This window comes from Citrobacter sp. Cpo071 (assembly GCF_030332765.1).
Lineage (GTDB): Bacteria > Pseudomonadota > Gammaproteobacteria > Enterobacterales > Enterobacteriaceae > Citrobacter > Citrobacter portucalensis.
Genome location: NZ_JAOWHE010000085.1, coordinates 853,571 through 866,749, shown reverse-complemented (window position 1 = coordinate 866,749; position 13,179 = coordinate 853,571). Strand labels below are relative to the sequence as shown.

General features: G+C 49.5%; 13 protein-coding genes. 6 read left to right on the top strand and 7 right to left on the bottom strand.

Annotation, left to right across the window (positions count from 1 at the left end; genetic code table 11):
• The first annotated feature begins 141 nt into the window (after nucleotides 1–141).
• The 5 genes from pgpB (at nucleotide 142) to yciH (ending at nucleotide 3,795) form a co-directional block, all read left to right on the top strand.
• Nucleotides 142–906, top strand: a complete 765-nt coding sequence (pgpB, locus tag OGY09_RS21280; RefSeq protein WP_032943604.1) for a phosphatidylglycerophosphatase B — start codon at nucleotides 142–144, stop codon at nucleotides 904–906.
• A 149-nt stretch (nucleotides 907–1,055) separates the two neighbouring features.
• A complete protein-coding gene (locus tag OGY09_RS21275) occupies nucleotides 1,056–1,364 on the top strand; it encodes a LapA family protein (RefSeq protein WP_003020595.1) in 309 nt (102 codons plus the stop codon).
• A 6-nt stretch (nucleotides 1,365–1,370) separates the two neighbouring features.
• Nucleotides 1,371–2,540 (top strand): lipopolysaccharide assembly protein LapB, encoded by a 1,170-nt coding sequence (gene lapB / locus OGY09_RS21270; protein ID WP_008784929.1) that lies wholly within the window; start codon nucleotides 1,371–1,373, stop codon nucleotides 2,538–2,540.
• Between the two features lie 190 nt (nucleotides 2,541–2,730).
• Nucleotides 2,731–3,468, top strand: coding sequence for an orotidine-5'-phosphate decarboxylase (pyrF, locus tag OGY09_RS21265; protein ID WP_020996371.1), 738 nt, complete (start codon nucleotides 2,731–2,733; stop codon nucleotides 3,466–3,468).
• Nucleotides 3,469–3,795 carry a stress response translation initiation inhibitor YciH gene (gene yciH, locus OGY09_RS21260; protein WP_003833315.1) on the top strand — a complete coding sequence of 109 codons (327 nt, stop codon included), beginning with the start codon at nucleotides 3,469–3,471 and terminating at the stop codon, nucleotides 3,793–3,795. It abuts the gene before it with no gap.
• 91 nt (nucleotides 3,796–3,886) lie between these two features.
• Here yciH and osmB read toward each other — a convergent pair whose 3' ends face one another.
• The 7 genes from osmB to fabI all read right to left on the bottom strand — a co-directional run bounded on the left by osmB (nucleotide 3,887) and on the right by fabI (nucleotide 12,017).
• Nucleotides 3,887–4,105 carry an osmotically-inducible lipoprotein OsmB gene (osmB, locus tag OGY09_RS21255; RefSeq protein WP_003020583.1) on the bottom strand — a complete coding sequence of 73 codons (219 nt, stop codon included), beginning with the start codon at nucleotides 4,103–4,105 and terminating at the stop codon, nucleotides 3,887–3,889.
• 268 nt (nucleotides 4,106–4,373) lie between these two features.
• Nucleotides 4,374–5,126: a DNA-binding transcriptional regulator YciT gene (gene yciT, locus OGY09_RS21250; protein WP_032943602.1), complete on the bottom strand. Its 753-nt coding sequence runs from the start codon at nucleotides 5,124–5,126 to the stop codon at nucleotides 4,374–4,376.
• Between the two features lie 95 nt (nucleotides 5,127–5,221).
• Complete coding sequence (locus OGY09_RS21245) at nucleotides 5,222–5,404, bottom strand: YciZ family protein (protein WP_003833313.1); 183 nt, start codon at nucleotides 5,402–5,404, stop codon at nucleotides 5,222–5,224.
• Nucleotides 5,405–5,587: 183 nt separating this feature from the next.
• Nucleotides 5,588–7,579 (bottom strand): cyclic di-GMP phosphodiesterase, encoded by a 1,992-nt coding sequence (gene pdeR, locus OGY09_RS21240; RefSeq protein ID WP_008784927.1) that lies wholly within the window; start codon nucleotides 7,577–7,579, stop codon nucleotides 5,588–5,590.
• A gap of 265 nt (nucleotides 7,580–7,844) precedes the next feature.
• Nucleotides 7,845–9,779, bottom strand: coding sequence for an exoribonuclease II (locus tag OGY09_RS21235; protein ID WP_275399004.1), 1,935 nt, complete (start codon nucleotides 9,777–9,779; stop codon nucleotides 7,845–7,847).
• A gap of 89 nt (nucleotides 9,780–9,868) precedes the next feature.
• The gene (locus tag OGY09_RS21230; protein WP_032943598.1) at nucleotides 9,869–11,014 is read right to left on the bottom strand and encodes a CMD domain-containing protein; all 1,146 of its coding nucleotides are present in this window, start codon (nucleotides 11,012–11,014) and stop codon (nucleotides 9,869–9,871) included.
• Between the two features lie 214 nt (nucleotides 11,015–11,228).
• Complete coding sequence (gene fabI / locus OGY09_RS21225; protein WP_032943597.1) at nucleotides 11,229–12,017, bottom strand: enoyl-ACP reductase FabI; 789 nt, start codon at nucleotides 12,015–12,017, stop codon at nucleotides 11,229–11,231.
• Nucleotides 12,018–12,459: 442 nt separating this feature from the next.
• Between fabI and OGY09_RS21220 the strand changes: the two genes are divergently transcribed.
• A complete protein-coding gene (locus tag OGY09_RS21220) occupies nucleotides 12,460–13,152 on the top strand; it encodes an EAL domain-containing protein (protein ID WP_032943595.1) in 693 nt (230 codons plus the stop codon).
• The last annotated feature ends 27 nt before the right edge of the window (nucleotides 13,153–13,179 follow it).

The following is a 13,179-nucleotide window of genomic DNA, read 5'->3' as shown; positions in this document are numbered from 1 at the left end:
TGCACTATTTTGCCATAAGGCAACGATGTTCACCTAATCGCGACAACGGATTCGCTTTTGGAATGGCACAAAATTGTCAATTTCCCCGGCATGCGCTTTTTTCAGTTATGATTGTGAGACTTATCGACGAAAGGAGAGGCAATGCTGTCAATTGCAAAGCGCACTGCGGTCGGGGCCGGGCTGCTACTTATTATGCCGGTTGCCGTATGGGTATCGGGCTGGAGCTGGCAGCCGGGACATAACGTTTGGTGGCTAAAATCTCTGTACTGGATAACGGAAACGGTGACGCAGCCGTGGGGCATTATCACTCACGTTGTTCTCTGTGCATGGTTTCTGTGGTGTCTGCGTTTTCGTCTGAAAGCTGCGGTAATGCTGTTTGCGATCCTGGCTGCGGCCATTTTAGTCGGTCAGGGCGTGAAGTCCTGGGTTAAAGACAGGGTGCAGGAACCTCGGCCCTTTGTCGTGTGGCTGGAAAAAACGCACCATATTCCGGTTGATGAGTTCTACACTTTAAAACGTAAAGAACGTGGTCACTTAGTTAAAGAGCAATTGGCCGAACAACAGGATATTCCGACGTTTCTACGTAAGCACTGGCAAAAAGAAACAGGGTTTGCCTTTCCGTCAGGGCATACGATGTTTGCCGCCAGTTGGGCTTTACTGGCAGTAGGGCTGTTATGGCCACGCCGACGTACGCTGACAATTGTGTTTTTACTTATCTGGGCTACGGGCGTTATGGGCAGTCGCTTGCTATTAGGCATGCACTGGCCCCGTGATTTGGTTGTTGCAACGCTGATTTCATGGTTGCTGGTAACGCTGGCGACATGGCTTGCGCAGCGGGTATGCGGACCCTTAACGCCGCCAGTGCAGGAGGAAAAAGAAATCGCTCAGCGTGAACAAGAAAGTTAGCCATGATTGATTTTTCGAATTTTGCCCTTAAATCAGAAAGGGGAAAGCGCTTTTCCGTTTCGCACTCGTTGTGAAAATGGTAATTTAAAGGGCTCAACGCGGTAAGTTGTACACGATTTATTCGCTCAAACCACATAACGGGAAGTAATGTGAAATATTTACTCATTTTCTTACTGGTGTTGGCGATTTTTGTTATTTCGGTGACATTAGGTGCGCAAAACGATCAACAGGTTACGTTTAATTACCTGCTGGCTCAGGGTGAGTATCGTATCTCTACGCTGCTTGCTGTATTGTTTGCCGCAGGTTTTGCGATTGGTTGGTTAATTTGCGGCCTTTTCTGGCTGAAGGTTCGTGTGTCTCTTGCGCGTGCCGAACGTAAAATCAAACGACTGGAAAACCAGCTTACGCCTGCGACCGACGTTGCGGTTTCTGCCGATTCGTCGGTTGTGAAGGAATAATTATTTATGTTGGAGTTGTTGTTTCTGCTTTTGCCTGTAGCCGCTGCCTATGGGTGGTATATGGGTCGCAGAAGTGCGCAACAAACCAAGCAGGATGAAGCTAACCGTCTTTCCCGTGACTATGTCGCCGGGGTTAACTTCCTCCTGAGCAACCAACAAGACAAAGCGGTGGATCTGTTCCTCGATATGCTAAAAGAGGATACGGGCACCGTTGAGGCTCATCTCACCCTCGGAAACCTGTTTCGCTCGCGCGGTGAAGTCGACCGTGCAATCCGCATCCATCAAACGTTAATGGAAAGTGCTTCGCTAACCTACGAGCAGCGTTTGTTGGCCGTACAACAGCTGGGGCGCGACTACATGGCCGCAGGTCTGTACGACCGCGCGGAAGACATGTTTAATCAGCTTACCGATGAAACAGATTTTCGCGTCGGTGCATTACAGCAACTGCTGCAAATTTATCAGGCGACCAGCGAATGGCAGAAAGCGATTGATGTTGCAGAACGCCTGGTGAAGCTCGGTAAAGATAAACAACGTATCGAGATAGCTCACTTTTACTGCGAACTGGCCTTACAGCAGATGGGCAGCGACGATATGGATCGCGCCATGACGCTGTTGAAAAAAGGGGCTGCGGCAGACAAAAACAGTGCACGTGTTTCCATCATGATGGGCCGTGTGTACATGGTAAAAGGTGATTACGCGAAGGCCGTTGAAAGTCTGCAACGCGTGATTTCTCAGGATAAAGAACTGGTCAGCGAAACGCTGGAAATGCTGCAAAGCTGCTACCAGCATCTGGGGAAAAACGATGAGTGGGCCGAGTTTTTACGTCGGGCCGTTGAGGAGAATACTGGCGCCGCCGCAGAGCTGATGCTGGCCGATATTCTTGAAGCGCGTGAGGGGACTGATACCGCTCAGGTTTATATTACCCGCCAGCTACAACGCCATCCTACGATGCGCGTGTTCCACAAGTTGATGGATTACCATCTTAACGAAGCAGAAGAAGGGCGCGCGAAAGAGAGCCTGATGGTTCTGCGCGATATGGTTGGGGAGCAGGTGCGCAGCAAGCCGCGCTATCGTTGCCAGAAGTGCGGATTTACCGCATATACACTGTACTGGCACTGCCCATCCTGTCGCTCATGGTCAACCATTAAGCCTATTCGCGGACTTGATGGGCTGTAATTTTTAAAAAAACTTTACTTTAGTTACAACATACTAATGATGTGTAACCAATCCATCCTCAACCTCCGTTGCCAAATTCGCCTGGTAGAAATGTAATCGCGCCTGTTAATTTTCTATTGCCGCAGGTAGAATGCACGCCGTTTACCCATTTTGCGCCGCCGATGGCGCCCATCCTCAGGAAGGTCTGGTCATGACGTTTACTGCTTCATCTTCTTCTCGTGCTGTTACTGATTCTCCTGTCGTTGTCGCTCTCGATTATTCCAATCGTGATAAAGCATTAGCTTTTGTCGACAGAATTGATCCTCGTGATTGCCGTTTAAAAGTGGGCAAAGAGATGTTCACGCTTTTTGGACCTCAGTTGGTTCGCGATTTACAACAGCGTGGCTTTGACGTTTTTCTTGATTTGAAATTTCATGATATTCCCAACACTACCGCACATGCCGTTGCGGCAGCTGCCGAGCTTGGCGTGTGGATGGTTAACGTTCATGCTTCAGGTGGGGCGCGTATGATGACCGCCGCACGTGAAGCCCTGGCGCCTTTTGGCAAGGATGCGCCGCTGCTGATTGCAGTAACAGTTCTGACCAGTATGGAAGCCAGCGATCTTGCCGACCTAGGCGTGACGTTGTCACCTGCGGAGCATGCGGAAAGGCTGGCGCGCTTAACCCAACATTGTGGTTTGGATGGCGTCGTATGCTCCGCGCAGGAAGCAGTGCGATTCAAGCAGGCATTTGGCCAGGCATTTAAACTGGTTACGCCGGGTATTCGCCCTGAAGGTAGCGAGGCAGGCGACCAGCGTCGCATTATGACGCCGGAACAGGCACAGTCAGCTGGCGTGGATTATATGGTTATTGGTCGTCCGGTCACACAGTCGGCAGATCCGGCTCAGACGCTGAAGATGATCAATGCCTCCCTGAAACGAGGTGCGTAAATGAACGACTCAAATTCTCGTCTGGTCTACTCAACTGACACCGGGCGTATTGATGAACCGAAAGCCGTCCCAGAGCGTCCCAAAGGCGACGGCATTGTCCGTATCCAGCGACAGACCAGTGGCCGCAAAGGTAAGGGCGTGTGCCTGATTACTGGAATAGATCAGGACGATGCTGAACTGACCAAATTAGCTGCGGAACTGAAGAAAAAATGTGGTTGCGGCGGGGCAGTGAAGGATGGCGTGATTGAGATACAGGGTGATAAACGCGACCTGATTAAATCGCTGCTGGAAGCCAAAGGAATGAAAGTTAAATTGGCTGGCGGTTAATAAAAAAAGCCACGGAATTTTTCCGTGGCTTTTTAATAATACAGACCTGAAAAAGTAAACGTATTATTATATCGAGCCGTTTAACCGTAAATTATTTACCCACCTGGTGGCCAATAATACCACCTACTGCAGCACCACCCAGCGTGCCTAGCGTGCTGCCGTCAGTCAGGACTGCACCACCGATTGCACCAGCACCAGCACCAATTGCGGTGTTACGGTCACGTTTGGACCAGTTAGAGCAGGCACTCAGCGACATTGCCAGAGTAATCGCCAAAATGGCAGCGGTCATTTTTTTGCTCGTTACTAACATAATACTTTCTCCTGAATTATTGATTCACGGAATCCAGTGTTCTTTAAGAATAGCGCTAAATTTAGGCTAACGAAGATATTTCCGTGAAACCGTTTAGCGAAGGCATGACAAACACTATCCTGAGATTGGAGGTTCGTTCCTGTTATATCGCTAACATTAATTTTACGACTTAATCCTGTTAACGACAGGTAAAAAGTCTTAATTGGACTGTCAGATAACTCTCAGAGAGGAGATGATTTGCCGACTGACAAATCATCTGCTGAAGATTTTATGCGTTCGCATCAATGATATTGACGGTTAATCCTGAATGCTCAAGCTGCATTTGTACGCTGGCGCTGAGTCTGGAATCCGTGACTACGCGGCTGAATCGCTCTAATGGACCTAGTGTGTAAGGGTGAATGGCTTCGAATTTTGAGCTGTCAGTAAGCACAATAACTTCTGCACCTTTTTCCAGCACCGCGTTAACCACATCAGAACGCATCATGTCGCGTCCGGTGAAGCCGGTGTCAGCCTGCCAGCCATCAATGCCGATAAAGGCCTTGCTGAAGTGTACCTGCTGGATAAACTGGCGAGTTAAGGGCCCCACCATGCTTTCGCTTTTTTTCTGATAGATGCCGCCAAGGAGAATCACTTCGCAGGGGGTTTCTTTCAGCAGATGGGCTATATAACTGCTGACGGTAATGATGGTGACATCTTTTTGCTCCGCCAGCGTTCTGGCCAAGAGCGCATTGCTGCTGCCGTTTTCAATGAATACGGACTCGCCAGGGCTTACCAAAGATGCGGCAAATTCGGCCAGTTCACGCTTCAGCGTAAAATTAGTCATCATGCGCGTTTCCACATCATCACTGTTCAATGAAACGGCAAAACCGTGCGCACGGCGTAAATAACTCTGTTTTTCCAGTGTGTTCAGATCCTGTCGAATCGTCACTTCTGAGACACCGGTGATTTTTGCCAGTTCGGCAACGCTCATCTGACCTTTATCAGTCACCATCTGCAAAATAGATTGTTGTCGGGAATTCATAATATTAATTTTATTGCGATATCGTATCGGAAATTAAACGGAAACTGCTTCATATGCAGTTTGCTTATAGCAGCGACATTAAAGGGTTAATGTCATCAGATCTCCCAGGGAGCCTTGTGCTTTTTGGGCAAAGACTCGGCATCTTCTTTGGCCGTGTCTAGCAGCTCAGCCTTCAGAATTTCGAGATTGTGGATGGCTGAGTGGTAATCACCTGCAACGAGGATATCCAGCACGGTATCAATGCGTTCGGCCAGACGCTGAGCGTCGATATCAGACATGGTTATCATCCTAATGGCAATCGAGTTTGAATTTCATGATGCAGAATTTCATGGCAAAAGAGAAGGGAAAAATAGTATTAACTATCAATGATAGAAGAATATTATATATTCCGTGATTACATGCAGATAGGATCGTTACGTTATGTCCATTTATGGCTATTAACGACGTTTGATCCCACTGCGTTAGCGCGTTTTTTTATTCAGATGTCGTCGATACCAACGTTCAAATGCAGCCGCTGGCATTGGTTTGGCAAACAAAAAACCCTGACGTTCGTTGACGCCATTTTTGGTTAAAAAGGCATCCTCTTTCGCGCTTTCAACACCTTCGGCGATGACCTGCAGATTGAGTGCTTGTGCGACCGCAACAATGGCACGTACCAGCGACTGCGAAATAGGTTGTTTGTGTACATCCCTGACAAAGGTTTGATCCAATTTAATTGCATCAAGCGGGAAGCGGGCCAGTTGAGACAGTGACGAATATCCAGTACCAAAATCATCCAAATGGATTTGCGCCCCCAACTGGCTAAACTGCTGAATGACGGACAGTGCCAACTGCTCATTTTCAATCAAACTGCTTTCCGTTAACTCGACATCAATGGGGCAATATTCAAAGTCGAGTTCATGAAGCACCTGTTTGAGATCGGTAAATAGCGTCTGATCGGCGAGCTGGCGGGCAGAAACGTTTACCGCCACGCGCAGATTGATTCCCTTGGCGCGCCATTTTGCGACCTGACGCACAACGTCCAGAATAACCCAGCGACCCAGCGGAACAATAAGCCCTGATTCTTCGGCGTAGGAGATAAATTCCAGTGGTGGAATGAGGCCGCGTTCCGGAGACTGCCAGCGTACCAGCGCCTCCAGGCTGCGCACTTCGCCTCGCCAGGTTATCTTTGGCTGATAATGGATAACCAGTTGATCGTTTTCCAGCGCCTTGCGCAGGTTAGTATCCAGCCACAGGTATTCAAATACCCGCTGATTCATTTCCGGAGAGAAAACACAAAACTGTCCGCGGCCGCCTTCTTTCGCGGTGTACATGGCCGTATCGGCGTTACGAATGACGCTCTCGCAGTCCTGACCATGCTGTGGAGCGAGGGAAATACCAATAGAGCAGCCGGTATAGACTTCAATCAGGCCAATGCGAAAGGGTTGACGCAGGCGTGTCAGAATGCGCGATGCGGTAGCTTCCAGAGTGCTCTGGGACGTTTCGGTGGCAAGGACGATAAATTCATCACCGCCAAACCGAGCCAATAGCTGGTTGTCGTCAAGACAACTGAGAATTGCCAGCGACACGCTCTGCAACAGCTGATCGCCAAACATGTGCCCGTAGGCATCGTTCACCTTTTTGAAGTTATCCAGATCGAGATATACAATCCCAACCTGAGTATCACCTGCGTTCTCAATCGCGTCGCTTATCAGCTCATGAATGGCGTTACGGTTCGGTAATCCGGTGATGGAGTCGGTATTAGCCAACATACGCAGGCGTTCCTGCGCGCGGCGTTCTTCAGTGATATCGGTGCCGGAACAGATCAGAAATATTTCGTTCTTGCCGCTACCGTTATGTACAAACTTATTGCGAAAAAGAAACAGGCGCTGACCTTTGCAGGTCTTCACCCAACGTTCGACTTCATATGAGTTGCCTTCGCGAAAAAAGACCTCGATGTTGCGTCTGGAGGCTGCGGCTTCACGTCGACTCATAAACAGTGTGAATACGCTTTGGCCAATGACTTCACGTTCTCTGAGTCCGGTGTACTCTTCGCACAGACGGTTAAAACGCTGAATGTTGCCCATGCGGTCAAGAATGACAATAACGGAATTGGCTTCTGAAACCACCTGTTCGGCAAAAGAGAGACCTTGAGCCAGATCGCGTGCGACGGAAGGGGTGTCATCCCAGGCTGATGCGCTGCCGGCCCATTCGCGCTTATTGATTTTCCGCCCGACCAAATGTACCGGAATATCGTCATCTTCAATGGGTAACGTCATCAACAGGCTTGACGTAATTACCGTCATCTCGCGAATGCGGTCGGCCTGCTCGGGTGATAATTCGATGGTCTGCTCAGCGTCTGCTGTTTCGTCAATAGAGAAATGCAGGATGTTGCAATCCTCTGACAAACGCCAGTAGGGGTTATGAGTGCCCACATAGCTATACAACGTAACCAGCTCCCGGACGTCTTTCATGATGTGTACTATCCCGTTTAAAGCGCATAAAGCCTCAAAAGTAAGGGTAGCCATGATTCATTCAGGGTGATTATGGCTGAACGTATTGTTTTATTTATATATTTATATGTAATCCAGAATCCATAAAAAGCAAAGCCAGCGGAACTGAAAAATAGTAAAAAAAAATTTTGACTGGATAAGAGAAGTGTAGTGTGTGGTTGAAATTTGGCCGCTAAAAAAAGAAAACGACCTTTCAAAAAAGAGAAAGGTCGTTGGATTTGTCAGTTTACGCTGCTGGACGCGCGATAACGCTACGGGTTTCCATGCGAACTTCGGCGATAGTTACGTCAATCACATCAGTGACTTTGTAAACTACTTCACCTTTGATTTGTACGGTCCCACTTTCCTGGCTGCAGACCAGTTCATCACGCACGGCGTGCAGGAAGGGGGCAGGAATAAAGGCAACAGCGCCATTATCAACCAAACGTACGCGCATGCCGCCGCGGCTGACGTCGATGATCTCGGCCGCAAAGCGGGTGTCGGTTCCGGCTTTATCACTCAGGAAACGGGCGTATAGCCAGTCACCCACGTCACGCTCAGCCATCCGGTTCAGGCGACGACGTTCTGCCATTTGCACGGTGGTATCATCCTGAGGTCGAGCGACGGTTTCGCCTTTGATGACCGTCTTAAGCAGACGGTGGTTGATCATATCGCCGTACTTACGGATTGGGGAAGTCCAGGTGGCATATGCCTCCAGACCCAGCCCAAAGTGTGGACCTGGCTCAATACTAATTTCAGCGTAAGACTGGAAGCGGCGAATTCGGCTGTCGAGGAAACCGGATGGCTGTGCATCCAGTTCGCGGCGCAGTTTGCAGAAACCTTCCAGTGTTAGAACTTCTTCGGCATCGACGTGCATACCGTGGGTTTTCAGCAGCGAGGCCAGAGCGTCGGCGTTGGCAGGGTCGAATCCCATATGGACGTTATAAATACCGAAGCCCAGCTTGTCGCGAAGCACACGGGCGGCGCAAATATTTGCCGCAATCATGGATTCTTCCACGATACGGTTTGCGATGCGGCGTGGCTCAGCGACGATGTCCAGTACTTCACCTTTTTCACCGAGAACGAAACGGTAATCCGGGCGATCTTTAAAGACCAGCGCGTGGTTATGACGCCACTCTCCTCGGCTCAGGCAAATACGATGCAGCAGACGGATTTGTTCCGCAATCGCGTCGTTTTCTGGTTGCCACTCGCCAGTACCTTCCAGCCAGTCGGAAACATTGTCATAGGCCAGCTTCGCTTTAGACTCGATGGTTGCGGCGAAGAAGGTGATGTTGTCTTCAATCGTGCCATCGGCGGTAATGCTCATACGACAAGCTAAAACCGGGCGCACTTCGTTCGCGCGCAGAGAGCAGAGATCGTCAGACAATTCACGTGGTAACATCGGGATATTGAACCCCGGTAAATAATTGGTGAACGCGCGAATTTTAGCCGTTTTATCCAGCTTGCTGCCTTCTGCAATCCAGGCTGTTGGGTCGGCAATGGCGACGGTTAATTGTAGCGTGCCGTCAGCTTGTTCTTCAGCATACAGCGCATCGTCCATATCTTCGGTGCTGGCGCTGTCGATGGTGACGAAATTGAGGGCGGTTAAATCTTCACGAACCAGGCCTTCGTCCAGCATTTCGGTTGCTACACCGTCTGGTGCTTCTTTTTCCAGATTATGGCGTGCCAGTGTGACCCACCACGGGACAAAGTGGTCATCAGCAAAAGTGATAAATTGGGTTAACTCGGCGTAGAAGGTGCGATCGCCTTTCAGCGGATGGCGGCGCATTTCTGCAACAGCCCAGTCGCCTTCTTTAAATTCATGTTCAACGCCGCGGGCTGCACGACAAGGAATAGCATCTTTCAGTAACGGATGATCCGGCACAATGGACAGACGGTCATTTTTGCCCTGAACTTTACCCACGAAGCGCGTCAGGAAGGGTTCGATCAGTTCTTCCGGCTCAGCAGACTCACGGTCTTTTTCTGTATGGATAACCGCAACAATACGGTCGCCATGCATCACTTTTTTCATCTGCGGCGGTGGAATGAAATAGCTTTTTTGTGCATCGACTTCCAGGAAGCCAAAGCCTTTTTCCGTGGCTTTTACCACCCCTTCAGCACGTGGCGTCTGGGAATGTAGTTGCTGTTTAAGCTGCGCTAGCAGCGGGTTGTCCTGAAGCATAATTGTCTATTTTCGTGGCTAAAAGAGCGGCTGACAGTTTTACGCGATTCTGCCAGTTGCAGCAAGCGCTCTTTCAGTAAGTGGATCGGTTAATCAGTGTCGCCCAGCGCGATTTTCAAGCGATTCAACCATCCGCACAATCCACTCCAGGCTAGCAGGTTAATGGCCTGCTCTGAAGAGATTCCCTGATCGAACAAAGGCGTTAACAGTGCGGTGCTAAAGCGGTCGGGCGCCCGGGTCAGCCATTGTACCGCCTGTAGGGTGACGCGCTCAACCGGATGTCGTTGTTCCCACCGTTGTAATTCACGTTCATCCTGACGAAGAACGGTAATGGCCTCGGTTAATTCATGAGCTGAATACGCATGTTCATTAAAACAGGCCACGCTGCCATTAATCCGCGAAGTCATCAGCGCCGCCAATGAAAATGCCCGTACCGGTATCCCGCTACGTTGCGTGCTGGAAATGAGCGACCCGAGTAAATCCAAAATGACGGGGGAATGTATCAGTAATGGCAGTAACGCTTGCAGTTCCTCGGGATAACGTCTGTCTATCGACTCATCATGATTAAGATGTTTTTCAATCGGAAATGGCGAAGCGTGCCAGGTAGCGTTTGCTGCACTAAATGGTGAAGCGTGAGCGAATTGTTGTATATCGAGACCCGGAATTCGGCGCACCGGATGTCCACACCAGGCCTGAAACAGGGCCACGATACGGGCCTGAAAACCGACGAATCCGATAATTTGATTCATCAGAATGCTATCGCTGGTGGTCAGCCCGACTGCATCCAGATGATGGCGATCGCGCGCGCCTATCACGGCAGGAGAGCTGGCAAGTTGACGAGCATATTGGGTGATTTGCGCCAGTCGATGGTTACTTTCCCGCGAGGAGTCCGGCCCAGGAAGCGGTGTTAGACGCGCGGCATAGTGATTACATAATCGCTGGACGCCATATACCTGAGCGACGGTTAACGCCGTACTCATCCGTTCATAGGCGCTGAATGTGTGCATCTGACTCAGGTTTACGTGGGTCGGGAAGAGGATCTGTGCAAGTTTACGGGCAGGGATTAACCAGGATTGAAAAGGTAAAAGGGCGTCATCAGATATCGCCAGATCCAGTAAAAAGCAGTCGTCGACATGAGCGGCTTCCGGCACCAGCGGCAGAACATCTTGTGGATACATGCTGGATTGCGTCTCATGATACCAGTGGCTTTTGCCTTCAATTCGGCGTTGTTCCATGGGCGGTCCTTGGTCTAAAAAGTGGCGACCCGGACACGTCGTCACACCACTACGCCGGATCGTTTGCGCTGCAATATCCTGACGTAAGCAGAAGAGGGGATGAAAGATTGTTACGTGATAATAAATATCAGAAAAGCATATATGGGACTGGGTAGAGGGGAATTAAAAACGAGCATCACGGGCGACGGTGGGCCGCCCGGAGAAGAGTGGAAGATTATTTCAGCTCCAGTTCGTTCATTGCAGCGATGCTGAAACCACCGTCAACGTGTACAACTTCACCTGAGATACCGGCAGAAAGATCGGAACACAGGAATGCCGCAGAGTTGCCCACATCTTCAATGGTAACAGTGCGACGAATCGGCGTAACGGCTTCGCAATGGGCCAGCATTTTACGGAAATCTTTGATACCGGAAGCAGCGAGGGTGCGGATTGGACCTGCGGAAATTGCGTTTACGCGTACGCCTTCAGGCCCCATTGCGTTAGCCATATAACGGACGTTTGCTTCCAATGAGGCTTTCGCCAGGCCCATCACGTTATAGTTAGGGATTGCACGCTCTGCGCCCAGATAGGACAACGTCAGTAGCGCAGAGCCAGGGTTTAGCATGGAACGACATGCTTTTGCCATCGCAACAAAGCTATAAGCGCTAATGTCATGCGCAATTTTAAATCCTTCGCGGGTAACTGCGTTCACATAATCGCCTTCCAGTTGGTCAGCAGGTGCGAAGCCGATGGAGTGTACGAAACCGTCGAATTTCGGCCAGGCTTTGCTCAGTTCAGCAAACATGGCGTCAATGCTGGCATCTTCAGCTACATCACACTGCAAAACAATGTTGGAGCCTAATTGCGCTGCAAATTCTTCCACACGACCTTTCAGCTTGTCGTTCTGGTAGGTGAACGCCAGTTCGGCACCTTCGCGATGCATCGCCTGAGCGATTCCCCATGCGATAGACAATTTACTGGCAAGGCCTGTCACCAGAATGCGCTTACCTGATAAAAAACCCATGGCTTTAATCCTTTTGGTTAACACTTATCTTTTATCAATCAATGAGTTATGATTGACGCATCAAACACACTCGAAATTGGCCTGAAATTATATCCCACGCTTTTTCCCTTGAGAATGGTTATCCGCCTCACGTGACCTGTCACGTTATTACATGTGAGGAGTATATCATCCCCCTCCGCTTATGCTTCGTTCAGGCATCTAACGTCGGTGAATCAGAGAAAATACGAGGTTTCAAAGGCATTGAAATGGTATTATTTCATTGCTAGCTGATGTTAATAAACATAGCAAGGTAGGAACTTTCTTAAAACATAAAACATGACAATATTCAGCTTGTTATTATATATTGTTTTTATCGATCAATATCGATTCATTGATCGATATTATTGATTGATTGTGATTAGAAGTGCATTATCAGGATGTTATGATCAATTGGAGTGGTCTTATGCACTATCATTTCATCGCGGAACCGATGAGAGACACAACAGATAAATTACTGGGTGTAGAGATTAACGCCCGGTTTACTTCAGATACGGTTCACCCGTTGCATCCAGATTTCATCATTTCAGCGTGGGATAGCGAACAAAAGCGTAATTTCATGCTCGAGCAAATTCGACTAATTGCCGAAAAGCGTGACTGGTTTGAGCGCAACAGCCTTATTTGCACCCTGAACCTCATTGACGAAATGGCACTGCTGGCGATTGGTGATCCAGCCATCAAGTCGGCCTTACATGCTCTACCATTTATTGCACTGGAACTTTCAGAACGTTTTCTGTCGAATACCGTGTGCCTGAATAATCTGCTGATTAATTCACTTCGCGACGGCCCAAACGCATTGTGGTTGGGCGATCTTGGCTCCGGCAGCGTAGGGGCCAGTCCGCTGGTTTGCGGTCATTTTGACGTTGTGAAACTGGATCGCGGTTTCTTCCTGGAACAGGTAGAAAAACCGATGTTCCCGGTGCTGATCAAAAATATCAGGGAATATTGCGACCGTGTTGTGGTGAAGGGAGTAGAAACAGTACGACTTATCGACGAGGCCAGTACCGCAGGTGTCTGGGCAATGCAGGGTGGTGCCCTTTACCCGTCAGTCGCGTTTACTGAAGTTGATACGCTGCTCTTACCCACGTTGTGTCACTGATGACAGATTGCCCCCCGGTTGAGGAGG

What these genes read in the sequence shown, in the direction of transcription:
- pgpB (WP_032943604.1), top strand. Translation starts at nt 142, where the DNA reads ATGCTGTCAATTGCAAAGCGCACTGCGGTCGGGGCCGGGCTGCTACTT.
- lapB (WP_008784929.1), top strand. Translation starts at nt 1,371, where the DNA reads ATGTTGGAGTTGTTGTTTCTGCTTTTGCCTGTAGCCGCTGCCTATGGG.
- pyrF (WP_020996371.1), top strand. Translation starts at nt 2,731, where the DNA reads ATGACGTTTACTGCTTCATCTTCTTCTCGTGCTGTTACTGATTCTCCT.
- yciH (WP_003833315.1), top strand. Translation starts at nt 3,469, where the DNA reads ATGAACGACTCAAATTCTCGTCTGGTCTACTCAACTGACACCGGGCGT.
- osmB (WP_003020583.1), bottom strand. Translation starts at nt 4,105, where the DNA reads ATGTTAGTAACGAGCAAAAAAATGACCGCTGCCATTTTGGCGATTACT.
- yciT (WP_032943602.1), bottom strand. Translation starts at nt 5,126, where the DNA reads ATGAATTCCCGACAACAATCTATTTTGCAGATGGTGACTGATAAAGGT.
- OGY09_RS21245 (WP_003833313.1), bottom strand. Translation starts at nt 5,404, where the DNA reads ATGTCTGATATCGACGCTCAGCGTCTGGCCGAACGCATTGATACCGTG.
- pdeR (WP_008784927.1), bottom strand. Translation starts at nt 7,579, where the DNA reads ATGAAAGACGTCCGGGAGCTGGTTACGTTGTATAGCTATGTGGGCACT.
- OGY09_RS21235 (WP_275399004.1), bottom strand. Translation starts at nt 9,779, where the DNA reads ATGCTTCAGGACAACCCGCTGCTAGCGCAGCTTAAACAGCAACTACAT.
- OGY09_RS21230 (WP_032943598.1), bottom strand. Translation starts at nt 11,014, where the DNA reads ATGGAACAACGCCGAATTGAAGGCAAAAGCCACTGGTATCATGAGACG.
- fabI (WP_032943597.1), bottom strand. Translation starts at nt 12,017, where the DNA reads ATGGGTTTTTTATCAGGTAAGCGCATTCTGGTGACAGGCCTTGCCAGT.
- OGY09_RS21220 (WP_032943595.1), top strand. Translation starts at nt 12,460, where the DNA reads ATGCACTATCATTTCATCGCGGAACCGATGAGAGACACAACAGATAAA.